General features: G+C 63.0%; 23 protein-coding genes. 5 read left to right on the forward strand and 18 right to left on the reverse strand.

Annotated elements, in window-relative coordinates:
- Positions 1-44 precede the first annotated feature (44 nt).
- The 8 genes from YH63_RS05570 to coxB form a co-directional block, all read right to left on the reverse strand.
- Positions 45-812 (reverse strand): SURF1 family protein, encoded by a 768-nt coding sequence (locus tag YH63_RS05570; protein ID WP_046828464.1) that lies wholly within the window; start codon positions 810-812, stop codon positions 45-47.
- Entirely contained in the window at positions 809-1,201 is a 393-nt protein-coding gene (locus YH63_RS05575) for a DUF983 domain-containing protein (RefSeq protein ID WP_046828463.1), read from the reverse strand. The genes YH63_RS05570 and YH63_RS05575 overlap by 4 nt, the downstream gene beginning before the upstream one ends.
- A gap of 113 nt (positions 1,202-1,314) precedes the next feature.
- Entirely contained in the window at positions 1,315-2,169 is an 855-nt protein-coding gene (locus YH63_RS05580) for a cytochrome c oxidase subunit 3 (RefSeq protein ID WP_046828462.1), read from the reverse strand.
- 57 nt (positions 2,170-2,226) lie between these two features.
- Complete coding sequence (locus YH63_RS05585) at positions 2,227-2,838, reverse strand: cytochrome c oxidase assembly protein (protein WP_046829732.1); 612 nt, start codon at positions 2,836-2,838, stop codon at positions 2,227-2,229.
- Between the two features lie 20 nt (positions 2,839-2,858).
- A complete protein-coding gene (locus YH63_RS05590; RefSeq protein WP_046828461.1) occupies positions 2,859-3,041 on the reverse strand; it encodes a hypothetical protein in 183 nt (60 codons plus the stop codon).
- Positions 3,038-3,976, reverse strand: a complete 939-nt coding sequence (locus tag YH63_RS05595; RefSeq protein ID WP_046828460.1) for a heme o synthase — start codon at positions 3,974-3,976, stop codon at positions 3,038-3,040. Before YH63_RS05595 ends, YH63_RS05590 begins: the two co-directional genes overlap by 4 nt.
- A gap of 79 nt (positions 3,977-4,055) precedes the next feature.
- Positions 4,056-5,672, reverse strand: coding sequence for a cytochrome c oxidase subunit I (ctaD, locus tag YH63_RS05600; protein WP_046828459.1), 1,617 nt, complete (start codon positions 5,670-5,672; stop codon positions 4,056-4,058).
- Between the two features lie 99 nt (positions 5,673-5,771).
- Positions 5,772-6,620: a cytochrome c oxidase subunit II gene (coxB, locus tag YH63_RS05605; protein WP_046828458.1), complete on the reverse strand. Its 849-nt coding sequence runs from the start codon at positions 6,618-6,620 to the stop codon at positions 5,772-5,774.
- Between the two features lie 459 nt (positions 6,621-7,079).
- Between coxB and YH63_RS05610 the strand changes: the two genes are divergently transcribed.
- From YH63_RS05610 to YH63_RS05620, 3 genes are all read left to right on the forward strand, one after another.
- Complete coding sequence (locus YH63_RS05610; RefSeq protein WP_046828457.1) at positions 7,080-7,622, forward strand: invasion associated locus B family protein; 543 nt, start codon at positions 7,080-7,082, stop codon at positions 7,620-7,622.
- Between the two features lie 111 nt (positions 7,623-7,733).
- Positions 7,734-9,173, forward strand: coding sequence for a metalloprotease TldD (tldD, locus tag YH63_RS05615; protein ID WP_046828456.1), 1,440 nt, complete (start codon positions 7,734-7,736; stop codon positions 9,171-9,173).
- An 18-nt stretch (positions 9,174-9,191) separates the two neighbouring features.
- A complete protein-coding gene (locus tag YH63_RS05620) occupies positions 9,192-9,545 on the forward strand; it encodes an MmcQ/YjbR family DNA-binding protein (protein WP_046828455.1) in 354 nt (117 codons plus the stop codon).
- Between the two features lie 69 nt (positions 9,546-9,614).
- Here the strand turns inward: YH63_RS05620 and YH63_RS05625 are convergent, their stop codons facing one another.
- The 7 genes from YH63_RS05625 to YH63_RS05655 form a co-directional block, all read right to left on the reverse strand.
- A complete protein-coding gene (locus YH63_RS05625) occupies positions 9,615-10,331 on the reverse strand; it encodes a cytochrome c biogenesis CcdA family protein (protein WP_046828454.1) in 717 nt (238 codons plus the stop codon).
- A gap of 6 nt (positions 10,332-10,337) precedes the next feature.
- Complete coding sequence (locus tag YH63_RS05630) at positions 10,338-10,736, reverse strand: thioredoxin family protein (RefSeq protein WP_046828453.1); 399 nt, start codon at positions 10,734-10,736, stop codon at positions 10,338-10,340.
- A 109-nt stretch (positions 10,737-10,845) separates the two neighbouring features.
- The gene (locus YH63_RS05635; RefSeq protein ID WP_046828452.1) at positions 10,846-11,337 is read right to left on the reverse strand and encodes a DUF6644 family protein; all 492 of its coding nucleotides are present in this window, start codon (positions 11,335-11,337) and stop codon (positions 10,846-10,848) included.
- Positions 11,337-11,693 (reverse strand): DUF6152 family protein, encoded by a 357-nt coding sequence (locus tag YH63_RS05640; protein WP_046828451.1) that lies wholly within the window; start codon positions 11,691-11,693, stop codon positions 11,337-11,339. The genes YH63_RS05635 and YH63_RS05640 overlap by 1 nt, the downstream gene beginning before the upstream one ends.
- An 84-nt stretch (positions 11,694-11,777) precedes the next feature.
- On the reverse strand, positions 11,778-12,350 hold the full coding sequence (locus YH63_RS05645) for a PAN domain-containing protein (protein ID WP_170978665.1): 573 nt from the start codon (positions 12,348-12,350) through the stop codon (positions 11,778-11,780).
- Positions 12,351-12,483: 133 nt separating this feature from the next.
- Positions 12,484-13,854 (reverse strand): glutamate--cysteine ligase, encoded by a 1,371-nt coding sequence (locus YH63_RS05650; protein ID WP_046828450.1) that lies wholly within the window; start codon positions 13,852-13,854, stop codon positions 12,484-12,486.
- A 100-nt stretch (positions 13,855-13,954) separates the two neighbouring features.
- Entirely contained in the window at positions 13,955-14,470 is a 516-nt protein-coding gene (locus tag YH63_RS05655; RefSeq protein WP_046828449.1) for a MarR family winged helix-turn-helix transcriptional regulator, read from the reverse strand.
- 159 nt (positions 14,471-14,629) lie between these two features.
- Here YH63_RS05655 and gstA point away from each other — a divergent pair, with 159 nt between their 5' ends.
- Positions 14,630-15,244, forward strand: a complete 615-nt coding sequence (gene gstA, locus YH63_RS05660; protein ID WP_046828448.1) for a glutathione transferase GstA — start codon at positions 14,630-14,632, stop codon at positions 15,242-15,244.
- 82 nt (positions 15,245-15,326) lie between these two features.
- Here gstA and YH63_RS05665 read toward each other — a convergent pair whose 3' ends face one another.
- The 3 genes from YH63_RS05665 to YH63_RS05675 form a co-directional block, all read right to left on the reverse strand.
- Positions 15,327-17,540, reverse strand: coding sequence for a 3-hydroxyacyl-CoA dehydrogenase NAD-binding domain-containing protein (locus YH63_RS05665; protein ID WP_046828447.1), 2,214 nt, complete (start codon positions 17,538-17,540; stop codon positions 15,327-15,329).
- 166 nt (positions 17,541-17,706) lie between these two features.
- The gene (locus YH63_RS05670; RefSeq protein WP_046828446.1) at positions 17,707-18,915 is read right to left on the reverse strand and encodes an acetyl-CoA C-acetyltransferase; all 1,209 of its coding nucleotides are present in this window, start codon (positions 18,913-18,915) and stop codon (positions 17,707-17,709) included.
- A gap of 79 nt (positions 18,916-18,994) precedes the next feature.
- Positions 18,995-20,788, reverse strand: a complete 1,794-nt coding sequence (locus YH63_RS05675; protein ID WP_046828445.1) for an acyl-CoA dehydrogenase C-terminal domain-containing protein — start codon at positions 20,786-20,788, stop codon at positions 18,995-18,997.
- A gap of 353 nt (positions 20,789-21,141) precedes the next feature.
- On the opposite strand from YH63_RS05675, the gene YH63_RS05680 reads away from it, so the two are divergent.
- Complete coding sequence (locus YH63_RS05680; RefSeq protein WP_137325128.1) at positions 21,142-24,426, forward strand: tetratricopeptide repeat protein; 3,285 nt, start codon at positions 21,142-21,144, stop codon at positions 24,424-24,426.
- Positions 24,427-24,628 lie beyond the last annotated feature (202 nt).

A 24,628-nucleotide genomic window follows, 5' to 3' on the forward strand; every position in this document is an offset into this window, starting at 1 on the left:
ATCGGCTGCGAACCGGCTTCACAAGAATCCAAAACCGGGCTGGATCAAGCCCGGCGCTGGCCTGCGACCCAGAAACCGAAGGCCGCCGCCACCACGAGCGCCAGACCGAACCAGGTGACGGCGTATTGCAAGTGGTTGTCCTTGAGCTGCACGTGCAGCGGGCCCGGCTTCGGGGTCCCCGACGACGGCATCGGCGATTCGAGATCGACATAGAACGGCGCGACCTCACCCCAGCCGAGCACCTGTGCCATCGATTGATGATCGCGCACGAACCACAGCCGCTTGCCGGCATCTTCCGTCGGCGTGAATGTGCCGGGCTCTTCCGAGAACCGCAGATAGCCGGTGAGTTCAACCGGCGCGCCGGTGACGAGCCGCGCCACCGCGCGGTCCTGCTGCGCACGATCCTGCATCGTGTTCTGCACGAAGCCTGCATTGATGACGACGCTGCGTCCATCCGCCAGCCGGGCCGGCATGAAGGCCCATGTCCCCGGCCCGGTAATATCGTCGCGCACCGCGGAGCCGGAGCTGTAGACCATGGCATCGGGCTTTGCCTCGAATGTCGCGCTGAATTTGACTCGCGAAAATTCGTCGTGGGCAGGCGTCAGCGTTGGCCAGGCGGCCGCCGACGGCAACGCGCCCGGCGCCTTCGCAAGCCGTTCGGTCAGCGCCGCGATCAGCGCGTGCTTCTCGTCCTTACGGCGAAGCTGCCAGACGCCAAGGCTGGCGAGCACCGACACCATCACCAGCGCGATCACCGCGAGTCCGAAAATCCCTCGCTGGCGCGTGGGGTGGGTTGTGGCGGATTGGTTCATTTCGGTTTGCGCTCGATCAACTGACCCTCGGCCGCTTTGTGGTGATACTGCAAGGCGATCAGCAGCGCCTTCATCGACCGCAGCGGCAGCAAGGTGGTCGCCAGAATCAGCGGTCCCCACAGCGCCGCATGCACCCAGAACGGCGGCTGATACTTGATTTCAACAATCAGCGCCGAGCCGACCACGATAAAGCCTGCGATCATGATGATGAACACGGCCGGCCCATCGCCCGCATCGATGAAGGCGTAGTCGAGGCCGCAGCGATCGCAGCGCGGGCGCAGTGTGAGGAAACCCGCATAGAGTTTGCCTTCGCCGCAGCGCGGGCACTTGCAGCCGAGGCCGCGCAGCGCCGCCTGTGACACGCTCGTGGACACGGGAGTATCGGTCATGGCGTTGTTCTCATCGGCCTTCGCTACGCCCGCTGCCCCGCTCCCGCAAGGACAAACGCTTCACGAAAAAGGGCGGCCCGAAGGCCGCCCTGATCGTTGAAGCCGGCGCGAGATCAGTGCGCTCCCGCCATGGTCGATGCACCATGTCCCCAGACATAGATGGCGATGAACAGGAACAGCCAGACCACGTCGACGAAGTGCCAGTACCAGGCGGCAAACTCGAAGCCGAGATGCTGTTGCGGCGTGAAGTGCCCTGCATAGGCGCGCAGCAGGCACACCAGCAGGAAAATGGTGCCGACCAGCACGTGGAAGCCATGGAAGCCCGTGGCCATGAAGAAGGTCGCGCCGTAGACGTTGCCCGCGAAGCTGAACGCCGCATGCCCGTACTCATAGGCCTGCACGCAGGTGAACAGCGCGCCGAGAACGACGGTGAGGATCAGTCCCCACTTCAGGCCCTTGCGGTCGCCCTCGAGCAGCGCGTGATGCGCCCAGGTCACCGTGGTGCCGGAGGTCAGCAGGATCAGCGTGTTGAGCAGCGGCAGATGCCACGGGTCGAAGGTCTCGATGCCCTTCGGCGGCCACACGCCGCCGAACAGTGCTTCACGGGTGGCGTGAACCGGATCGGCCGGGAACAGCGCGGCGTTGAAATAGGCCCAGAACCACGCGACGAAGAACATCACTTCGGAGGCGATGAACAGGATCATCCCGTAGCGGTGATGCAGCTGCACGACGCGGGTGTGATCGCCCTTGTACTGTGCCTCGCGGATCACGTCGGCCCACCAGCTTGCCATGGTGTAGAGCACGCCGATGGTGCCGACGCCGAACACGATCGGCGCGCCGGCGAACATCTTGTGCATCCATGCGACAGCACCCACCGCCATGATGAAGGCCGAGATGGAGCCGACGACCGGCCACGGGCTCGGATCGACGAGATGATAATCGTGGTGTTTGGCTTGGCCCGTTGCCATGTGGTCTCTCCGTGATGCCGGTGCGATCCGGCGCGTGTCGTCGTTATAGTCGAAAGATCAAAGATTGCCCTTGCGCTTGTCCGGCGCCGTCGCCGCAAGCGGCTTCGGTGCGGGATCTTTCACAGGGTAGAAGGTGTAGGACAGGGTGATGGTGTTGAGGTCGTCGTATTCGCGATCGGCGGCGAGCGCCGGATCGACATAGAACACCACCGCCATTTCGCGCTTCTCGCCGGGACCGAACGATTGCTCGGTAAAGCAGAAGCAATTGATCTTCTGGAAGAATGCGCCGACCGTCAGGGGCGCGACATTGTAGGCGGCGACGCCCGTGGTTGTACGCGCGGCCTGGTTGGTGACGGTGTAATAGACGGTAACGACCTCACCGATCTTAACGTTGATCTCGGTCTGCTCGGCTTCGAATTTCCAGGGCAAGCCGCCGCTGACATTGGAATCGAAGCGCACGGCGATGCGGCGTTCCAGCGACTTTTCCGGTGCGGAGGTCGCGACCTGCGTGGTGCCGTTGAATCCGGTCATGCGGCAGAACCAGTCATAGAACGGCACCGCAGCGTAGGATGCGCCGACCATGAATGCGACGACGAACCCGCAGATCGACGCGACCATGATGTCGCGGTTGCTACGCGGCTTCGCCTTGCTGGTGGACTGCTGCGTCATGTCGCGCGCATCGCCTCCGTTCACAGCGGCCGATGAAGGACGATCGGGCCCTTCACCATGGTCACAGCAAAAAACAGCAGCACCAGCACACCCAGCGCCAGCGCTATGGCGATGGACCGCTCGCGCTGGCGCTTTTTCTGCTCCGGCGTGAGAACGATGCCCTGCGGTGGTTTCTTGCTGTCCATGACGATGCCCGCACTCATGACCACATCCGCACGACTGCGGACACCACGACTTCGGCCAGCAACACGGCGAATAATGCGAACAGATACAGGATCGAGAACTTGAACAGACCGCGCGTGGCGCGCAGCGCGGCACTGCCGGTGCGATAGCGGTAGACGCGAACGGCATACCAGAGCATGCCCGCGCCGAGTGCCAGCGACGTCACGCCGTAGATCGCGGAGAAGTACCCCAGCGGCCAGGGCGACGCCGCGACCGCCACCAGCAGGATCGTATAGAGCAGGATCTGCAGCCGCGTCGCATCGGGACCGGCGACGTTCGGCAGCATCGGCACGTTGGCGCGCTGGTAGTCGTCGGTGCGGAACAGCGCCAGCGCCCAGAAGTGCGGCGGCGTCCACAGGAAGATGATCAGGAACAGCAGGATCGGCTCGGGCGACAGCGAGCCGGTGGCTGCAGCCCAGGCGACAACAGGCGGCAGAGCGCCCGCAGCGCCGCCGATCACGATGTTCTGCGCGGTCCAGCGCTTCAACCACATCGTGTAGATGACCACGTAGAAGAAGATGGTGAAAGCGAGCAGCCCGCCGGCGAGCCAGTTCACCAGAATGCCGAGCGTCATCACCGAGAAGAACGACAGCGTCAGGCCGAAGGCCAGCGCCTCACCGGGCAGGATGCGCCCGCGAGGAACCGGACGGTTCGCGGTGCGCGACATCAACGCATCGATGTCGGCATCGTACCACATGTTCAGCGCACCGGACGCGCCCGCGCCGACTGCGATGCACAGGATCGACGTGACGGCCAGCACCGGATGAAAGTGACCCGGCGCGATCACGAGTCCGACCAGCGCGGTGAACACCACCAGCGACATCACGCGCGGCTTCAGCAGCGCGATGTAGTCGGCGACGCTCGCCTCGGAGATACGAGGCGACACATCGATCGCGTGATGGTCGACAATCGACAAGATCTGAACTCACTTCCTGAACGTTTCATCCGCCGTGGCCGCTGAGCCGCGGCGGATGCACATTGTCTTAGCCGCGGGATTACTGAACGCGCGGCAGAACTTCGAACTGATGGAACGGCGGCGGCGACGACAGCGTCCATTCCAGCGTGGTTGCACCGGCGCCCCAAGGATTGTCCGCGGCCTGTTCCTTGCGGACGAAAGCCTGGATCACGCCGTAGATGAAGATCAGCACGCCGAACGCGGAGATGTAGGAGCCGATCGACGACACAAGATTCCACCCGGCGAAGGCATCCGGATAATCGATGTAGCGGCGCGGCATGCCCGACAGGCCGAGGAAATGCTGCGGGAAGAAGATCAGGTTCACGCCGATGAAGGTGACCCAGAAGTGCAGCTTGGCGATGCCTTCGCTGTACATGTAGCCGAACATCTTCGGGAACCAGTAATACCAGCCCGCGAAGATCGCGAACACGGCGCCGAGCGACAGCACGTAGTGGAAGTGTGCGACCACGTAGTACGTATCCTGGAGAACGCGATCGACGCCGGCATTGGCGAGCACCACGCCGGTCACGCCGCCCAGCGTGAACAGGAAGATGAAGCCCATCGCCCATACCATCGGCGCCTTGAACTCGATAGAGCCGCCCCACATGGTGGCGATCCACGAAAAGATCTTCACGCCGGTCGGCACCGCGATGACCATGGTCGCCGCGACGAAATAGGCCTGCGTCGCCGACGACATGCCCACCGTGTACATGTGGTGCGCCCAGACCACGAAGCCGATGCCGCCGATGGCGACCATCGCGTAGGCCATGCCGAGATAACCGAACACCGGCTTGCGCGAAAAGGTCGAGACGATCTGCGAGATCATGCCGAAGCCCGGCAGGATCAGGATGTACACTTCGGGGTGGCCGAAGAACCAGAACAGATGCTGGAACAGCACCGGATCGCCGCCGCCTTCGGCCGAGAAGAACGTGGTGCCGAAGTTGCGGTCGGTCAGCAGCATGGTGATCGCGCCGGCAAGAACCGGCAGCGACAGCAGCAGCAGAAACACGGTGACGAGGATCGACCACACGAACAGCGGCATCTTGTGCAGGGTCATGCCCGGCGCGCGCATGTTGAAGATCGTGGTGATGAAGTTGATGGCGCCGAGAATCGACGATGCGCCCGCAATGTGCAGCGACAGGATCGCGAAATCGACCGCCGGACCCGGGTGACCCGAGGTCGAGAGCGGCGCGTACATGGTCCAGCCAGCGCCGACGCCGTTGCCGCCCGGCTCACCCTCGACGAAGGTCGAGATCAGGAGCAGCGCAAACGAAGCAGGCAGCAGCCAGAAGGAAACGTTGTTCATCCGTGGGAACGCCATGTCCGGCGCGCCGATCATCAGGGGCACGAACCAGTTGCCGAAGCCGCCGATCATCGCCGGCATCACCATGAAGAAGATCATGATCAGGCCGTGAGAGGTCACGAACACGTTGTAGGTGTGCGCGTGGGTGAACAGCTGGACACCAGGATACATCAACTCGATGCGGATCGCGATCGACATCGCGCCGCCGATGATGCCCGCAACGATCGCGAAGATAAGGTACATCGTGCCGATGTCCTTATGGTTCGTCGAATAGACGTAACGCCGCCACCCGGTCGGGTGATCGTGCGCATGGTCGTCATGAGCGTGATCATGTGTTGCAGCGGAGGTGGCCATTTTCAAATCCTTTAAGCCTCGTAGTGCCGTCAGCTAGTCCCGTCAGCCTTGCGGTGCGGGCGCCGCGCGCCCTTCTCCGCCCTTAGTCCGTCGATGCGCTTACTGCGCAACAGCCCCGATCGACGCGTACGAATTCGCGGGGTTGCTCGCAAACTTCTTCTTCGCCGTCTCGACCCAGGCCGTGAACTCCTGATCGTTCACAACGCGAATCGCGATCGGCATGTAGGCATGGTCCTTGCCGCAAAGCTCGGAGCACTGACCGTAGAACATTCCTTCCTTGGTCGCCTTGAACCAGGTCTCGTTGAGACGGCCCGGGACCGCGTCGATCTTCACGCCAAACGCCGGCATGGCAAAGGAGTGAATGACGTCGGCGCCCGTAACCTGCACCCGGATCACCTTGTTCACCGGCACGACCACCTCGTTATCGACCGCCAGCAGCCGCGGCGCCTTGTCGGCGACCATCAGCGAATCGAACTCGAACTTGCCGTTATCGGGATAGGCGTAGGTCCAGTACCACTGCTTGCCGGTGGCCTTGATCGTGAGATCGGCCTTCGGAATGTCGAGCTGCTGGAACAGCAGGCGGAACGACGGCACGGCGATACCGACCAGGATCAGCACCGGCACGATGGTCCAGACCACTTCGATCAGCGTGTTGTGGGTGGTCTTGGAGGGGACCGGGTTCTTCTTGGCGTTGAACTTGACCGCCACGATGCCGAGCAAAATCGCGACGAAGACCGTGATCGCGGTGATGATCCAGAGCAGGAAATTGTGGAACCAGGTGATGTTGTCCATCACCGGCGATGCGGACGGCTGGAGCGCGTATTCCCAAGGCGACGGCTGACCCAAGGTCCCGCCCGCCGCGAAAGCTGCCCCTGCCGCGGCAAGCACGGTGGCAGCCACCGCAAAGCCCAGTACTCGCCGGCCATTTTGGCCCTTCGACATCTTCATGCCGCACTCGCTCCTGCTCTTGTCACCCCAGCGATCCTGCCGGGCGGCAAGATGCGTGAAAGCCTGCTTTTTCGGTCGCGGTCACGATTTCGGCCAGTTGCCAAAGGTTAGAACGCGTCGAATTTCCAGCTTCTCAAACCATAATTCCATGCCTACCGCAATGCACGTAATAAGGCGGGCACACAGGCGGAATCCCCTTGGCAAATGGCCAAAATCCGAGGCCGGCAGGGGGAGATGCTTGACACTTGGCTTGTCCGTTGTACCCACGGGCGAGATATGCGGCGAAAACCCGATTCGCGGCTGTGCGGTGGTGCATTCCGGCGGTAGGCTTTGCCCAAACAAGGCTTGCCCTCAAGACGCCGTCATTGCCCTGTCAATCCAGCGATCAGGCAGGCGACGCTGCGGGAAACCTCCGGGAATCGTCGTATTGCCGGAATCTATGCCGAGGAATTGAGCCTGATGGGCGTGCGAAACCAACCTTTCTCGATCCGCAGCCTCGCGACGGCGCCGGTCTGGCTCGCGATTGCGCTTTTCGCAGCGGCGCTTTTCGCAGCGTCCGCTCCGGCACGGGCGCAGGGCGCGGTCAAATCGGTCCATGGCGACTGGCAGATTCGCTGCGATACCCCGGCCGGTGCGCAGGCCGAACAATGCGCCCTGATCCAGAGCGTGGTGGCTGAAGACCGCTCCAACGCAGGCCTGACCGTCATTATCCTCAAGACAGCGGACCAGAAGAGCAAGCTGATGCGAGTGGTCGCGCCGCTGGGCGTGCTGCTGCCGTCCGGTCTCGGACTCAAGCTCGACGACAAGGATGTGGGCCGGGCCGGATTCGTGCGCTGCCTGCCCAACGGCTGCGTTGCCGAAGTCGTGATGGAAGACGCGCTGCTCAACCAGCTCAAGACCGCCAAGACCGCGACCTTCATCATTTTCGAGACGCCGGAAGAAGGCATCGGCTTCCCGCTCAGCCTGAAGGGAATCGGCGAGGGCTACGACAAGCTGCCGTAGTCGGCGGGCGAGCCATATTCGGCCCCCTCGTCCTCCGGCGCGATCGTTCCTATCTTGGAGGCCTGATCTTCGCTGCAATCCCGCGATCCCGGAGTTCCCAAGGAGCTTTTTATGAGCCATCCGTCCGACGCCGTGCCTGTGACCACCTCGCTGCTCGACCGCGCGGGGCTCGACCGCGACGCAGTGCGCAAGGAAATCGTGCGTGGGCTGGCCGGCGCCGACGACGGCGAGCTGTTTCTGGAATACCGCCAGTCCGAAGGGCTCGGCTTTGACAACGGCCGCCTCAAGCAGGCGACCTACGACACCGCGCAGGGGTTCGGATTGCGGGCGGTCAAGAATGACGCCGTCGGCTATGCCCATTCCTCCGATGTCTCGCTGCCTGCCCTGATCCGCGCCGCGGACGCCGTCCATGCGGTGCGCGGCGGCTATTCCGGGACATTCGCTGCCGCACCCGGCCATACCAACACGCGCCTTTACGGCGATGAAAATCCACTCGACGGCCAGAGCTTCGAGACCAAGGTGAAGCTGCTTGCCGAAATCGATGCCTATGTCCGCGACAAGGATCCGCGCGTGCGGCAGGTGTCGGTATCGCTCGGCGCGACCTGGCAGGTGGTGGAAATCGTGCGGCCCGACGGCGAAAGCTATCGCGACATCCGCCCGCTGGTGCGCGTGAATATTTCCGTGGTCGCAGGCAACGGCGACCGGCAGGAAAGCGGCAGCCACGGTTACGGCGGCCGCGAAGGCTATGCGCGCTTCATCGAAACCAAGGCGTGGCGTTCGGCCGCCGACGGCGCGATCCGTCAGGCGCTGGTCAATCTGGAATCGGTGCCTGCGCCCGCGGGCGAAATGGACGTGGTGCTCGGCCCCGGCTGGCCCGGTGTGATGCTGCATGAAGCCGTCGGTCATGGACTCGAGGGCGATTTCAACCGCAAGCAGACCTCTGCCTTTTCCGGCCTGATGGGCCAGCAGGTCGCCGCCAAGGGCGTCACCGTGGTGGACGACGGCACCATTTCGTCGAAGCGCGGCTCGCTGTCCATCGACGACGAAGGCACGCCGACCAACCGCACCGTGCTGATCGAGGACGGCATTCTTGTCGGCTATATGCAGGACCGTCAGAACGCGCGGCTGATGAACATGAAGCCTACCGGCAACGGACGCCGCGAGAGCTACGCGCACGTGCCCATGCCGCGCATGACCAACACCTACATGCTGGCGGGCGGGCGCGACCCGGCGGAAATTCTCAGCTCGGTGAAAAACGGAATCTTCGCTGCGAATTTCGGTGGCGGTCAGGTCGACATCGTGTCCGGCAAGTATGTGTTCCAGTGCACCGAGGCCTACAAGATCGAGAACGGCAAGCTCGGCGCGCCGCTGAAAGGCGCGATGCTGATCGGCAACGGCCCCACCGACCTGCATCGCATCTCGATGGTGGGCAACGACCTACAACTCGATGACGGCATCGGCACCTGCGGCAAGCAGGGTCAGGGCGTCCCGGTCGGCGTCGGACAGCCGACGCTGCGCATGGACCGCATCACCGTCGGCGGGACAGGCTAGGAAGCCGGACCCGCAGCGATGACGTTCGATGATGTTCGGGTTGTCGCCTTGAAGTGGCCGGAGGTCACCGACGGAACGTCATACGGCACCCCTGCCCTGAAGGTGCGCGGCAAACTTCTGACGCGGCTGAAGGAAGACGGCGAAAGTCTCGTCGTGCTGGGCGTTGACGCTGATGAGCGCGCCATGCTGATCGAAACGCAGCCGAAAATTTTCTATTTCACCGATCATTATCGCGACTGGCCGATCGTACTGTTGCGGCTGCCAAAAGCACGGCGGCAAGCGGTTGAGGGATTGCTGCTGCGGCATTGGCGCACGCTGGCCTCGAAGAGGGCCATCAAGGCGCTGGAGGCAATCCCCGGTCGCGGGCCCTAAAAATTCTGAACGTCCATGGACCACATCACCGCCGGCGGAACGGGCTATGCGCAATCTGCCGCACAGAATTCAGAATCGCGTCGTCAAGTCGGTCAGCCAGACCGGCGAAGCGTTGACGAGAGCGGTCTCGATCCACTTGTCGGCGCCCGTGACGATGCCGATCCCGATCAGGAGCAGCGCCACGCCCAGCAGCGCTTTACCGAACTGCCCTGCGGACAACATGCGCCCGCGCATCCTCATAAGAGCGGAGCGGGACAGAAGCCCCAGAATGGCGAGCGGCAAGGCAGCTCCGAGACCGAATACCGCCATCGTGACCGTCACCTGAGCAAGATCGCGCCCCTGCGACGCGAGCAATGAAGCCGCGCCCAGTGTCGGGCCAACGCACGGCGACCAGACAGCGCCCAGCAACAGTCCCATCGCAAATTGACCGCTGAGACCGGAGCCGGAGAATCCGCCAAACGTCCGATCGGTCCAGTCGGAAACGGGACCGCCTGCCGTGGCCAGACGGGTCTGCCAGGCCGGCATCAGCAGAACCAGCCCCATCGCAATCATGATGATGGCCGCAACCATGCGAAACACGCTGGCGTCCAGCCCAAGGGAGAAACCGGCGACCGCGATCAGCAATCCCAACCCTGTGAATGAGATGGCAAGACCCGCTGCGAGCGCGAGCGGACCCCAGCGATGCTGTGTCACCGCCGCGCCCAGCACGATGGGCAGCAGCGGCAACACGCACGGCGACAGGATCGACAGCAGTCCTGCGGCGAACGCCAGTGCGATGATGGTCACGGCAGATCAAAGGCCCTTGTCGAGCAGGGCCGCGATCGAGTCCCGCTTGGTGTCGCCAACCGAACGGCCCACTTCCGAATTGCCCTTGTAGACAATCAGCGTCGACTGCATTTTGGCGCCGAATTTCTGCACGTCGGATTTCTGGCTATCGAAATCGACGCGGAATATCTTGAGATTCTTGAATTTCGGCTGAACTGCGAGGGCGTCAATGATCGGCGCCTGCGCCTTGCAGGTCGAACACCAGTTGGCGTGGATTTCCACGAGAATGGGCGCGCCCGTGGCTTGGGCGGATTTGAACGCGCTCTCCGAATAGGGTGTGGACGCCATGGCGGCCTGAACCAGACCGGCAACTGCAAAAGCCGCCGCGAACAGGGCGACGCGAAGTCCTCCGGAAACTTGTCGCATTTTGGTTTTTCCTCCCCGGTTGTGTGAAGGACGCGCGCACACGGCTCGGCGGCCCTTCGCAAGTTACGGGAGCAAACTGCTGGATGTTACGTACCGCCGGAGAAAAAGCTCAAAAATAAGCGATCGAACGCCCACAGATCGCAACCGCGATCCAGATCGAGATCGATGCCACGGCTGCGGCGCGCGCCCCCGACGGCAGCAGCGTCAGCGGCGGCAAATCTTTCACCTTCGGTGCAATCAGGATTTCAAACAGCGCGACGTTGAGAAGACCGAGCGCGATCAAACCGAGCTTGATCTGAAATACACGGTTCACGATGACGTGGCTGGCTTCCGCCGTGAACAGAAACGCGCCGGACACGACGAGACCAGAGAAGCCGGCGATTGCGACACGTCGCGCCGCCTTCAGCACGTATCCCGGCGACGTCGCGGACAGCGCGCCGGCCATGCGCAGGTCCATTACCGCAATGGCGCCTGCGAAGACCATCAGCGATACGATGTGGCCGACATTGGCGATCATGTAGAGCCAGCGCGACTGCCGGATCGCCGCGCCGAATCCCGAGGCCTCCAGCGCGGCGAAGATCGCGGGCGCCGCGTCCGTCATCAGCGCAGCTCGTAAGTCTTGCCGTCCACCGAAATCCGTTCGGCGCGCATCTCATTCATCTCCACGGTCGAGGGATAGCCATAGGCGGACACCTTCTTGCCGACGGCAACGACGTCAGCTGGCGCACCGCGTGCGATCATGCGCGACGTCGGCGCCAGCGTCACGGTCCATATCTTGTCAGGCGCTTTCACCGCGATTGTCGCATGCGGATTTTCGAACGTGCTGGCCAGGATCGATCCTTCGACCGTGATCGGCTTTCCGGCATCGTAACTTCCCCAGCCATGATGCGCGACCGCAGCCATTGTCGTGACAGCGAGAACGGAAAATCCGGCGATTGCAACCTGGGTATACTTCATCGGAATGCTCCTGAACGCTCAATCCAGCTTGAACGATTACCCCTAACGCTCAAATGCGGAAATCGTTTGTTTTTTGCGCGTGGATTACCGCACCACGCCGGATATGAAGCCCGGCTTGCGGCGCGGCGGCTTGATATGATCCTTCAGGAAACAGCGTGCTGATTTTCCGATGTAGCCGGGCCGCGCATAGGTCCACGCCCGGCACTTTTTGTCGTCGTCGCAGACCGCCTTGCAGGTCGCGCCCTTGGGATCGGTCGCCACTTCGACACTGCGGTAGTCGCCGCCGGGCCGGTCGGTCTCGGACTCGAGCGCGCTGTTGCGCGGCTCGACCACGCCCGCACCGCGTACTCCGGAAACGCAGCAACTGCTCGGCACCCGCGGCGGCACCGCGTTCTTGAGCCAGCAGACCGCGCTGTCATCGCTGACGGCGGGATAGTTGAAGCTCCATGCGCGGCAGCGGCGGTCACGCTCGCATTGCAGGGCGCATACGGCGGGATCTCCGGCAGGCAGCAGTATGCGCTGATAATCGTTGCCGGGGCGATCGAAACTGGCCTGCGCGTGAACCGGCTGAACACCGGCAAGCCATGCCAGGGCGAGCGCGACAGCGAACGCCACGCAGAAGCTGATGCATGATCTGAAACTGCAAACTGGAAGCATGCCATCGCTTTCAGCGGAGGACGGGCGTGATGAGTCGGGCGGATGCCACTATTCAATCGCCGGGCTGATGTATGGCAGATGAACGGCAGATAAATGCGGAACAACATTCTCGTGATGACGAGAACCCGTTGAATTAGTAAGCGTATTCGCTGTACGCGGGATCGACGGATTGTCCCCAAGGGCCGTTGAATTTCTCGAGCAGCCGTTCAGCCGGGGTATGTCCCGCATCGATGATGTGATCGAGCGGCTCCAGATACCGCGACTCGTCGCGGCCGAGATGATCTATCCGGCCCCTCCGCGCGAGACCTTTGTGCGCCAGAGCCATGCAGTCCTTGGCAACCTCGAACAGATAGCGGTTGCCGATTTTTGCCTTGAATCCCAGTCGCGGCACATCATCGCGCAGCGCCTGACGCTCATGCGCGGTCCAGCGCTTGGCGATCTCCCACGCGGCGTCGAGGCTTTCGTCGTCGTACAGCAAGCCAACCCAGAACGCCGGCAGCGACGGCAACTGCTGCCACGGCACGCCATCGGAGCCGCGCATTTCGAGATAACGCTTCAGGCGCACCTCGGGGAAAATCGTCGAGAGGTGATTGGCCCAGTCGGACAATGTCGGCTTCTCGCCTGGCATCATCCTGTTCTTGCCGTCGAAGAAATCACGGAACGACGATCCTGAGACGTCGATGTAGTCGTCACCGCGCTTGACGAAATACATCGGAACGTCGAGCGCGTAGTCGACCCAGCGCTCGAATCCCATGCCGTCCTCGAATGCCCATGGAATCATGCCGGCGCGCGCGTTGTCGGTGTCGCGCCAGATCTCGGAGCGAAACGACAGGAACCCGTTCGGTTTGCCTTCGGTGAACGGCGAGTTCGCGAACAGCGCGGTGGCCACCGGCTGCAGCGCCACCGACACGCGCAGCTTCTTGACCATGTCCGCTTCCGAACAGAAGTCGAGATTGGTCTGCACCGTGCAGGTCCGGTACATCATGTCGAGGCCGTACTGGCCGACCTTCGGCATGTAGTTGGTCATGATCCGGTAGCGGCCCTTCGGCATCACCGGCATTTCCTTGCGCGACCATGACGGGGTCATGCCGAGACCGAGAAATCCGATCCCGAGCGGTGTCGCGACTTCGCGCACCTGTGCCAGATGCGCCATCAATTCGGATGAGGTCTGATGCACGGTTTCGACCGGCGCGCCAGACAATTCGAACTGGCCGCCGGGCTCCAGCGAAATCGCGCCGCCACCGGTGACGTCGTGCAACCCGATGATGTTGCCGTTCTCCATGATCGGATCCCAGCCGAGCAGGAGCTTCATCCCTTCCAGCAAAGCGCCGATGCCGCGCGCGCCCTCATAAGGCACGGGCCTGTGGCCCTCCAGCGTAAACGGTGTTTTTTCGTGTTCGGTGCCGATGCGGAAATCGGACTTCGGCTTCACGCCGGCCTCCAGCCACGCAACCAGTTCGTCCCGCGAATCCAGCGGTGTCATATCGATCTGATCACGCGCCATTAGGACATCCAGACAAGAAGTGTTGATTGATGGGTCTGCGCACGATGCAGGCGGATGTCACGGACGCGAGCATCCGTAACCGCGAGAGGTAAAGAAAGGATCATCGGGCCGACGTGATTTCTTTGACGGTTTCTTTGGCGGCTTCTTTCGAGATGGCCACAGCCTGCGGCGCGCCCGCGCAGCAACCGAGACGATCCAGCAGACCGGCGAGCTTCACCGCGTCGGTATCCGACAGCTTCGAGCCGATGTGCCGTTCGATCGCCGCGGAATATGAATTCCACATTTTCTTCTGCAGCTCGCGGCCGGCATCGGTGATCTCCACGAACAGGCCGCGCTTGTCCATCTCGCACTCGCGCCGCGCAGCAAGGCCTTCCTCGACCAGACGATCGATCAGCCGCGACGTCGAGTACTGCGGCAGCAGCATCTGCTTTTCGAGTTCGACGGGGCGCAGCTCTCCGCTTGGCGCGCGCGACAGCTCAAGCAGCGCATCGTACCAGGCCAGCGGCGGAAACCCGGCCTTCTTGAGATCCTGCTCGACCGCGCCGAGCACCTTGCCCTGAACCCGCATCAGGCGGATCCAGACCTCTGTCGCCTCGGTAGATGGTTTGCGTTTCATGGTCTCGTCCGTGCCGGTGGGCTGCCCCAGATCTGCTGGGCTTGCCCAAGTCTATCCCAATAAATGCAGTTGCATCAATCTTGACATACCTGCATTTAGGGGGCGGGCATAGGTCTTGCCAATGCCCCAAACTTCAAATTTTAAAAAGGGATACCTCCCATGAAACTGTATTATTCGCCCGGCGCCTGCTCGCTGTCCCCCCATATCGCCCTGAAAGAGGCCGGACTCCCGTTCGACCTGGTCAGGGTTGACCTGAAGGCGAAGAAACTCGAGGACGGCAGCGACTACACCCAGATCAATCCGAAGGGCCAGGTGCCGGCGCTCGGCCTCGACAGCGGCGATCTGCTGACGGAAGGCGCGGTCATCGTCCAGATGATCGCCGATAGTGCGCCGCAGAAGAACCTCGCGCCCGCCGCCGGCTCCACCGAGCGCTACAAGCTGCAGGAATGGCTGAATTTCGTCGCCAGCGAGTTGCACAAGAATTTCAGCCCGCTGTTCCAGCCGATCCTGTCCGACGACACCAAGGCGTTCTTCAAGGACCGCCTCATGGGCAAGTTCAAGTATATCGATCAGGCCTTGAAGGGCCGGGATTACGTGATGGGCAACCACTTCACCGTGCCGGACGCCTATCTCTTCACGATGCTCGCCTGGGCCGATCGCACGGGCCTGGACATTTCCGGCCTGCCGAATCTCGTCGCCTACAAGGCGCGCGTCGCCGCGCGGCCGAAGGTGCAGGAAGCGCTTACCGCCGAGGGGTTGCTGAAGGCGTCCTAAAACGCGATCACATTCCTGAGAAAGAAAAAGGCGGGATCATGATCCCGCCTTTTGTTTTGTCAGTGCTTGAAGCGCGCCGTCGTTACGCCGCCAGCTTCTTCGGCGGGAAGCGGCCGTAGAACGTCTCGCCCTTGGCCGCCATCTCGATCAGAAGCTTCGGCGGTGTGAAGCGCGAGCCGTATTTCTTCTCGAGCTTGTGGCAGAGTTCGACGAAGGTCTTGGTGCCCATGAAGTCGATGTAGGACAGCGTGCCGCCGGTGAACGGCGCGAACCCGAATCCGAGAATCGAGCCGACGTCGGCCTCGCGAGGATCAGTAATCACGTGATCCTCCACGGTGCGCGCGGCTTCCACCGCCTGCACCACAAGGAAACGCTGCTTCAACTCTTCGACATCCAGCGTATCCGGATCGAGATGCTTCGACTGCAGCGTGCTCAGTTCAGGCCAGAGCTTCTTCTGGCCTTTGCCCTTCTCGGGATAGTCGTAGAAGCCCTTGCCGTTCTTGCGGCCAAAGCGTCCGCGCTTTTCCACCATCTCGACCAGAAGCGCCTTCTGCTCCGGATCGACGGCCTGCGGGCCCATGTCGGCCTCGGTTGCCTTGAGAATCTTCAGCGACAGGTCGATGGCGACCTCGTCGTTGAGCGAAAGCGGGCCGACCGGCATGCCGGCCATCTTGCCGACGTTCTCGATCATCGCAGGCGGCACGCCTTCCTTGAACATCTCGTAGCCTTCCGAGATGTAGCGCAGCACGCAACGGTTGGCGAAGAAGCCGCGCGAGTCGTTCACCACGATAGGCGTCTTGTTGATCTGCCGCACATAATCCAGCGCGGTGGCGAGCGCCACATCGCCGGTGTTCTTGCCGACGATGATCTCCACCAGCATCATCTTCTCGACCGGCGAGAAGAAGTGGATGCCGATGAACTTCGACTGGTCCTTCCATTCTTCGGCCAGCGAATTGATCGGCAGCGTCGAGGTGTTGGAGGCGAAGATCGCGCCGTCGCGCAGCAGCGGCTGCGCCTTGGCATAAGTCTCGGCCTTGACCTTGCGATCCTCGAACACGGCCTCGATCACGAGATCGCATTCCTTGATCGCATTGTAATCCGGCGTGGCCGTGATGCGACCGAGGATGGCGTCGGCCTTGTCCTGTGTCATCCGGCCCTTGGCGATCTGGCCGTCGAGCATGGTCTTGGCGTGGCCCTTGCCCTTGTCAGCGCTTTCCTGGTCGCGGTCGATCAGCACCACATCGATACCGGCCTGCGCCGACACGAAGCCGACGCTCGCGCCCATGAAACCGGCGCCGATGACGGCGAGCTTCTTCACTTTGGTGGGCGGCACGTTCTGCGGACGGCGCGCGCCCTTGTTGAGTTCCTGCATCGACACGAACAGAGAGCGGATCATCGCCGCCGCTTCCTTCGAACGAAGGATCTTCGAGAAGTAACGCGACTCGACGCGCAGCGCTGCGTCCATCGGCAGCTGTAGGCCTTCATAGACGCACTGCATGATGGCGCGCGCGGCCGGGTAGTTGTCGTAAGTCTCGCGGCGCAGGATCGCGTTCGCCGGCGGGAAGAACTGCATGCCGGCCTTGGAGTAGACCGGGCCGCCGGGCAGCTTGAAGCCCTTTTCATCCCACGGCGCCACGGCCTTGCCGCCTGCCTTGATCCAGTCCTTCGCGGTCTTGATCAGATCGGCTGCGGGAACCACTGCGCCGACGATGCCGGACGCCTTGGCCTTTTTCAGATCGATGGCGTCGCCCTTGAGCAGCATCTGCAAGGCGTCCATCGGCTGGATCATGCGCGGAAGCCGCTGGGTGCCGCCGCCGCCGGGGAACAGGCCGACCTTGATTTCGGGCAGGCCGAGGCGGGTCTTGGGATTGTCCGACGCGACACGGTAGTGACAGGCCAGCGCCAGTTCGAACGCGCCGCCGAAGGCGAGGCCATTGATCGCAGCAACCCATGGCTTGCCGCTAGTCTCGATGTTGCGCAGCGCCTGCGACAATTTTCGGACTTCGTCGAAGACGTACTTGTTGGCGACTTCCTCGCCCTTGGCTTTCAGCAATTCGAGATAGGCGCGGTTCATGCCTTCCAGCATGGTCAGGTCCGCGCCGCCGGAGAACGCTTCCTTGCCGGAGGTGATGACGACGCCCTTGATCGCGGCATCCTTGGTGGTCGCCTCCACAATGGCGGCGAGTTCGTTGTTGGTGGTTTCGTCCAGCACGTTCATCGACTTGCCGGGAATGTCCCACGTCACCAGTGCAATGCCGTCGGCGTCGGTCTCAACCTTGAAATTCTTGTAAGTCATGTGTTCGCTCCCTTGATGCCAGCTGCCGTCAGGCGCGGCGGGTTGTCTCTGCTCCCCTCCCCCTTGCGGGGAGGGGTCGGGGGTGGGGTTGCTCTTGTGATCGAAAGCACCCCACCCCGGCTCACTTCGTTCGCCGACCCTCCCCCTCAAGGGGAGGGTGAAGACCTCAAACGCGCTCGATGATGGTCGCAGTGCCCATGCCGCCGCCGATGCACAGCGTGACGAGAGCGGTGGACTTGTTGGTGCGCTCGAGTTCGTCGAGCACGGTGCCGAGGATCATCGCGCCGGTCGCGCCGAGCGGGTGGCCCATCGCGATCGCGCCGCCATTGACGTTGATCTTGTCGTTGTCGATCTCGAAAGCCTGAATGTAGCGCAGAACCACCGAGGCGAAGGCCTCGTTGAGTTCGAACAGGTCGATATCCGACAATTTCATGCCGGAACGCTCTAGGACCTTCTTGGTGACATCGACCGGGCCGGTCAGCATCATCGCGGGCTCGGAACCGATGTTCGCGAACGCGCGAATCTTCGCACGCGGCTTCAGGCCACGCTTCTTGCCGGCTTCCGCGCTGCCAAGCAGCACAGCACCTGCGCCGTCGACAATGCCCGACGAGTTGCCGGCGTGATGCACGTAGTTGACCGCCTCGATTTCCGGATGCGACTGCACAGCAACGGCGTCAAAACCACCCATCGCGCCCATCGCCGCGAATGATGCCTGCAACTGGCCGAGTGACTGCATCGTGGTCGAAGGACGCATATGCTCGTCCTTGTCGAGAATGGTCAGACCGTTGATGTCTTTCACCGGAATCACGGAATTCTTGAAGCGGCCTTCGTCCCACGCCTTGGCGGCGCGCTGCTGGCTTTGCACCGCGTAAGCATCAACGTTGTCGCGGGAGAAACCGTACTTGGTGGCGATCAGATCCGCCGATACACCCTGCGGCATGAAATAGCTCGGCACCGCCATCGACGGGTCCATCGGCCACGATGCGCCCGAAGAGAGAATACCCACGCGGCTCATGGATTCCGCGCCGCCGCCGATGGTCATCTCGTGCTGGCCGGACATCACCTGCGCGGCTGCGAAATTCACCGCATCGAGGCCCGACGCGCAGAAGCGGCTGATCTGGATGCCCGGAACCGATTCACCTAAGCCCGCATTCAGCGCCGCGAAGCGCGCGATATCGCCGCCAGCTTCGCCAATCGGATCGACCACACCGAGGATCACGTCGTCGATGGTGTCGGGCGCGATGTTGTTGCGTTCCTTGAGGGCCTTCAGCGGCGCAGTCGCCAGCGCCAGCGCCGTCACCTCATGCAGCGAACCATCGGATTTGCCTTTGCCGCGTGGCGTGCGCACGTGATCGTAGATAAATGCCTCTGGCATGACGCCCTCCTGGAAAATTTTGATTGAAGAAGTGTGATCGGAAGCTCGCGCCGGACACCGGCGCGAGGAATTTCAACCGTCAGAACGCCTCGGCGGGCAGTTCCATCATCGTATCGGCGCCGGACTGAACGCGCGACAGGCGCAGCGAGGTTTCCGGCAGCATCCGTTCCATGAAGAACTTGCCGGTCACCAGCTTGGCCTTCAGGTAGGGCTGCTCGCCGGATTCCGCCAGCTTGTCCTGCGCAACTTTCGCCATGCGCGCCCACATATAACCGAGCGTCACCAGACCGAAGAGATGCAGGTAGTCGGTGGATGCGGCGCCCGCATTGTCGGGCTTGGCCATCGCGTTCTGCATCAGCCACATGGTGGCCTGCTGCAGATGTTGTACCGACGCGGTGAGCGGCGCGAGATACGGCTTCATCGCCTCGTTCGCACCGTTCTCCTTCGCAAAGGTCGTAACCTCATTGAAGAACGCGGTGATGGCGCGGCCACCGTCGCGACCGAGCTTGCGGCCGACGAGGTCGAGCGCCTGAATACCGTTGGCGCCTTCATAGATCATGGCAATGCGCGCATCGCGCACGAACTGCTCGACGCCGGTTTCGACAATGTAACCGTGACCGCCGAACATCTGCTGCGCGGCGACGGCATTGGCGAAGCCCTGATCGGTCAGCATGGCTTTGATGACTGGAGTCAGCAGACCCATGTGATCGTCGGCGGCCTGGCGCTCCTTCTGATCGTCGGAGCGATGAGCGAGATCGCTCTTCAGCGAGGTCCACACCACCAGCGCACGCGCCGCTTCGTTGAACGCGCGGATCGACATCAATGTCCTGCGAACATCGGGATGCACGATGATCGGATCGGCGGGCTTGTCCTTGGCCTGCGGGCCGGTCAGCGCGCGGCCTTGCAGACGGTCCCGGGCATAGGCAGCAGCATTCTGATAGGCGACCTCGGATTGCGACAATCCCTGCACGCCAACGCCGAGGCGGGCCTCGTTCATCATGACGAACATCGCCGCCATGCCCTTGTTCTCTTCACCGACCAGCGTGCCGATAGCGTTGTCGAAATTCAGCACGCAGGTCGAGTTACCGTGGATGCCCATCTTCTCCTCGATCGAGCCGCACGACACGCCGTTCGGCTCGCCGGTCAGTGAGCCGTCCGCATTGAGCTTGATTTTCGGCACGACGAACAGCGAGACACCCTTGATGCCGGCAGGCGCACCTTCGATGCGCGCCAGCACCAGATGCACGATGTTCTCGGTGAGATCCTGTTCGCCGCCCGAGATGAAAATCTTGGTGCCGCTGATCTTGTAGGTGCCGTCGGCCTGCTTCACCGCCTTGGTGCGCATCAGGCCGAGATCCGTGCCGCATTGCGGCTCGGTGAGATTCATGGTGCCGGCCCACTGGCCCGCGACCATCTTCGGCACGAAGGTCTTTTTCTGTTCGGGCGAGCCGTGCACCAGCAGCGCGGCCATCGCGCCCTGCGTCAGGCCCGGATACATCGAGAAGGCCATGTTGGCCGACATCATGAATTCGTTGACGGTCTGCGACAGCGAGACCGGCAGTCCCTGCCCGCCGAACTCCGCCGGCGCCGACAGGCCGAGCCAGCCGCCGTCGGCAAGCTGCTTGAATGCGTCCTTGAAACCCTTCGGCGTCGAGACCCGGCCATCATCGTGACGGGTGCAGCCTTCGAGATCGCCCGAGTGATTGAGCGGCTGCAGCACCTGCTCGGTGAACTTTGCAGCTTCATCGATGATCGCTGAGCGAACATCGGCCGACGCGTCGCTGAATCCCGGAAGGTTGTTGTACCGGTCGATCTGGAAAACGTCGTTGAGGAGAAAATTCACATCTTCCACGGGCGCACGATAGGTCGGCATCAACGTTCCTCCTGGGTGAAAAGCGCCCTTCCATAGGCATTTTTTTGCAGTGCGGCAATATCGGCCGGAACTCTATCCCAATTCCGGGCGATAAGGAGAACTTGCGGCATCATGACTGATCCGCGCCCGGACGCTGTGGCCTGGTTCACAGAGGAAGTCGGCATTCCAAATTTGCATGCCGCGCGGGTAACTTTTCGGCCCCGGAGGGGGTCTCATTAACGCGGTATTTACCGTAACGCGAAAAAGTCGGGGCTGGACACAGACGTCTCGCGTCGAAATTTGATTGTCTCTTCAAGGGGCGCGAGGGGTCTGAAGCGCTCTGGCACCAGCCAGAGCCGACACCGGACCAAGGCATGACAGCGCGCGTATCGTGGAGTGTTGACGGAATCGAGCCATCGGTCCGCGAAAGGGCCGAAGCTTCCGCGCGCCATGCCGGTATGTCCTTGGGAGATTGGCTGAATTCGGCGATCGGCAGCCCCAGCCCAAGCTCTCGGGAAGCCCAGGATGTCGCGGAAATCCACAAACGCCTCGACTCGATCGCCCGGCAGGTCGAACACATGTCGCACGCGCCGGGAGCCCCCAAGGGCGACCCGGCGGTTGCCCGGCAGCTAAACGACGCCATTTCGCGGCTCGACGCCCGGCTGTCGCAGCTTTCAGACGTCCCGCCGCCTCAAGGTGCGCCGTACCGCGCAGCGCCTGCTCCGCGCATGGCTCCCGCGACCTCGCCCGTCATGTCACCCATGGACTTCTCGATCGCCGAAATCGTCGCGCGACAGGGCGAACTCGATGGCGCGCCGCGCGCGATGCCGCAACCGTCCACGCGGATGCCGCCGCCGTCGTTGAACCATGCGCCGCCGATCCAGCCGCAGGCCGACTTCTCCGGCCTCGAGCGGCAACTGTCCCAGATCACCAGCCAGATCGAGACGCTGCGCCGTCCCGACGGCGTCGAGCAGTCGATTGCCGCGTTCCGCGGCGAACTTGCCGAGATCCGCCTGGCCATCACCGAAGCGCTGCCGCGCCGCGCAATCGAATCCCTCGAAGGCGAAATCCGCTCGCTCGGGCGGCGGATCGACGAGACTCGTTCAACCGGGATCGACAGCAGTGCACTGTCCGGCATCGAGCGGGCATTGTCGGACATCTATAGCGAACTGCGCACACTCAAGCCTGCCGAACAGCTCGCTGGCTTCGACGACGCGATCCGCAATCTCGGCGGCAAGATCGACACGATCGTGCGGTCCAGCACTGATCCTGCGACCGTCCGGCAGCTTGAGGACGCCATTGCGGCGCTCAAGGTCATCGTGTCGAACGTCGCATCGAACGACGCGCTCAACGAACTTGCCGGGCATGTGCAGACCTTGTCGGCCAAGGTCGATCAACTGGCGCGCGCGGGCGGCAGCAGCGACATCCTCTCGGCGCTCGAACAGCGCATCGCGGTGCTGACCACCGCGCTCGAGCAGCGTGACCGTGCGCCGGTCGGCGACACCGTCTATTTCGACAACGCGGTGCGCACGATTTCGGACCGGCTCGATCATCTTCAGGTCGGCAACGACAGCTCCGCGTCCCTGAGCCACGTCGAGCAACGCGTCCATCATCTGCTCGAACGGCTGGAAGTGTCGGAACCGCGCGGGGGAAATCTCGCGAAGGTTGAGGAAGGCCTTTCGGATATTCTGCGGCACCTCGAAACCCAGCGCATGACCAGCGCAGGCGCCGATCAGGGATTGCGCGCGGTCGCGCCGATGGACGGCGATCTGGTCGATACCATCAAGCGCGAGCTTTCCGACATCCGCTTCAGCCAGTCGGAAACCAACCGGCACACGCAGGATTCGCTCGAAGCCGTTCACAACACGCTCGGTCATGTGGTCGATCGCCTGGCGCAGATCGAGGGCGACCTGCGCAACGCGCGCTCGGCGTCCGCGCCACGCGAGATGCCGCGTGAGCCTGCGATGGCCGAGCCTCGAACACGCGACGCTTATGTGCCGGAACCGCCGCGTCCGCCGACATCCTTTGCGCCGGTGCCACGCCCCGAAATGCCGAATCCGGCTGCGGCGCAGGCCCCGATCGCACGCGCTCCCGCCGCGCAGGCACAGGTCTCGCCACCCGTCGTGCGGGCTCCCGAGATCGCGCCGTCCTATGACGCCAACGAACCGGCGACACCGCCGGCCGCATCGGTGCGCCCGCCTCCGTCGCCGCGCAGTCCGATCGATCCCAGCCTGCCGCCGGATCATCCGCTTGAGCCCGGCACCCGCATGCAATCGGCCCGAAGCGGCTCCAGCCCGTCCGAGCGCATTGCCGCGTCGGAAGTGGTGCTGAACGAGATTTCCGCCAGCAAGCAGGAACCCGTCAGCTCGACCAATTTCATCCAGGCCGCGCGCCGCGCCGCGCAGGCCGCCGCTGCCGCGCCTCCTGCATCGTCCGGCCCGAAGCCGAACCGTGTCACCGCACTCAACGACGCGGCGCGCAACGCAGCCAAGGCTGCGGCCGTGGGCGACTCCGGAATTTCATCGAAAATTCGCGCGCTGCTGGTCGGCGCGAGCGTGGTTGTGATCGTGCTCGGCACGGTCAAGATGGGCATGAACCTGCTCAGCGGCCACGACAACGCCAACTCGTCGCTCCCCGCCGAATCCAGCATCACGCCGCCCACGCCACCGCCTGCGCCGGAGAACGGGCCGCGCTCCGATGTGGCGCCAGTGATGCCGTCGATGACGTCACCGACGCTGCTCACGCGCCAGTCGATGAGCGGCCCACAGATCATTTCCGCCCCTGCGATGCCTGCCATTCCCGCTGCGACACCGGCCGTACCTTTCGTTGCGCCTGCAGCCGCTCCGGTTGCCCCAGACGTCACCGGCTCGATCGTCACGCCTCCGGAACGGATATCGGTGACCATTCCGCCGGCTGCGAAGGACGGGGCGAAAATCAAGCTGACGCCCGTGGCGGACAAGCTGCCCGAGACCATCGGCAGCGCGGCACTTCGGACCGCAGCCAACAAGGGCGATCCCGGCGCGGCTTTTGAGATCGGCGTCCGCTACGCCGAAGGCAAGGGCGTCGCACAGGACTACGTGACAGCGGCGACATGGTATGAGCGCGCCGCGCAGAACGGCATCGTTCCGGCAACGTTCCGGCTCGGAACGCTTTATGAAAAGGGGCTCGGCGTCAAAAAGGATATCGACGCCGCGCGCGGATATTACCTGCAGGCCGCCGAGAAGGGCAGCGCCAAGGCCATGCACAATCTCGCCGTGCTGGATGCCGATGGCGGCGGCGCTGGTCCGAACTACAAGAGCGCGTCGCAATGGTTCCGCAAGGCCGCCGAACGCGGTGTCGCCGACAGCCAGTTCAATCTCGGAATTCTTTATGCCCGGGGCATCGGCGTGGAACAGAACCTTACCGAGTCCTTCAAATGGTTCAGCCTCGCGGCCGCCCAGGGCGATGCGGATTCCGGCCGGAAGCGCGACGACATCGCCAAGCGCCTCGATGCGCAGTCGCTCGCTGCGGCGAAACTCGCGACCCAGACCTTCGTGCCTGAAACACAGCCCGCGGAAGCAACCGCCAATGGCGCGCCAGCGAGTGGATGGGACATCGCAGCACCGGCGAAGCCGGCAACGAAGCCCGCCAAGACAGCCGCCAAAAGCACCGCCCATTGACATTCATTCAGCGCTCCTGACCGCTGAATGAACCGCGCCAGCGGCCCAGCACCACAGCGTTAAGATTAACGGACAACGTGACCGGGAAACCGCGTCGCTTTCGCGGCCACTCGCCAAATCTTTAACCCCACCGCAAATGATTTCGGGTAAGCAGAGGCGCGGCGCGTGACCCGCGTCGCGGCAGATTCATTGCTGCGAGGGG

It is taken from the genome of Afipia massiliensis, from assembly GCF_001006325.2.
GTDB lineage: Bacteria > Pseudomonadota > Alphaproteobacteria > Rhizobiales > Xanthobacteraceae > Afipia > Afipia massiliensis_A.

Coding starts and splice junctions, on each gene's coding strand:
- YH63_RS05570 (WP_046828464.1), bottom strand. CDS start 812: ATGAACCAATCCGCCACAACCCACCCCACGCGCCAGCGAGGGATTTTC.
- YH63_RS05575 (WP_046828463.1), bottom strand. CDS start 1,201: ATGACCGATACTCCCGTGTCCACGAGCGTGTCACAGGCGGCGCTGCGC.
- YH63_RS05580 (WP_046828462.1), bottom strand. CDS start 2,169: ATGGCAACGGGCCAAGCCAAACACCACGATTATCATCTCGTCGATCCG.
- YH63_RS05585 (WP_046829732.1), bottom strand. CDS start 2,838: ATGACGCAGCAGTCCACCAGCAAGGCGAAGCCGCGTAGCAACCGCGAC.
- YH63_RS05590 (WP_046828461.1), bottom strand. CDS start 3,041: ATGAGTGCGGGCATCGTCATGGACAGCAAGAAACCACCGCAGGGCATC.
- ctaD (WP_046828459.1), bottom strand. CDS start 5,672: ATGGCCACCTCCGCTGCAACACATGATCACGCTCATGACGACCATGCG.
- coxB (WP_046828458.1), bottom strand. CDS start 6,620: ATGAAGATGTCGAAGGGCCAAAATGGCCGGCGAGTACTGGGCTTTGCG.
- YH63_RS05610 (WP_046828457.1), top strand. CDS start 7,080: ATGGGCGTGCGAAACCAACCTTTCTCGATCCGCAGCCTCGCGACGGCG.
- tldD (WP_046828456.1), top strand. CDS start 7,734: ATGAGCCATCCGTCCGACGCCGTGCCTGTGACCACCTCGCTGCTCGAC.
- YH63_RS05620 (WP_046828455.1), top strand. CDS start 9,192: ATGACGTTCGATGATGTTCGGGTTGTCGCCTTGAAGTGGCCGGAGGTC.
- YH63_RS05630 (WP_046828453.1), bottom strand. CDS start 10,736: ATGCGACAAGTTTCCGGAGGACTTCGCGTCGCCCTGTTCGCGGCGGCT.
- YH63_RS05635 (WP_046828452.1), bottom strand. CDS start 11,337: ATGACGGACGCGGCGCCCGCGATCTTCGCCGCGCTGGAGGCCTCGGGA.
- YH63_RS05640 (WP_046828451.1), bottom strand. CDS start 11,693: ATGAAGTATACCCAGGTTGCAATCGCCGGATTTTCCGTTCTCGCTGTC.
- YH63_RS05645 (WP_170978665.1), bottom strand. CDS start 12,350: ATGCTTCCAGTTTGCAGTTTCAGATCATGCATCAGCTTCTGCGTGGCG.
- YH63_RS05650 (WP_046828450.1), bottom strand. CDS start 13,854: ATGGCGCGTGATCAGATCGATATGACACCGCTGGATTCGCGGGACGAA.
- YH63_RS05655 (WP_046828449.1), bottom strand. CDS start 14,470: ATGAAACGCAAACCATCTACCGAGGCGACAGAGGTCTGGATCCGCCTG.
- gstA (WP_046828448.1), top strand. CDS start 14,630: ATGAAACTGTATTATTCGCCCGGCGCCTGCTCGCTGTCCCCCCATATC.
- YH63_RS05665 (WP_046828447.1), bottom strand. CDS start 17,540: ATGACTTACAAGAATTTCAAGGTTGAGACCGACGCCGACGGCATTGCA.
- YH63_RS05670 (WP_046828446.1), bottom strand. CDS start 18,915: ATGCCAGAGGCATTTATCTACGATCACGTGCGCACGCCACGCGGCAAA.
- YH63_RS05675 (WP_046828445.1), bottom strand. CDS start 20,788: ATGCCGACCTATCGTGCGCCCGTGGAAGATGTGAATTTTCTCCTCAAC.
- YH63_RS05680 (WP_137325128.1), top strand. CDS start 21,142: ATGACAGCGCGCGTATCGTGGAGTGTTGACGGAATCGAGCCATCGGTC.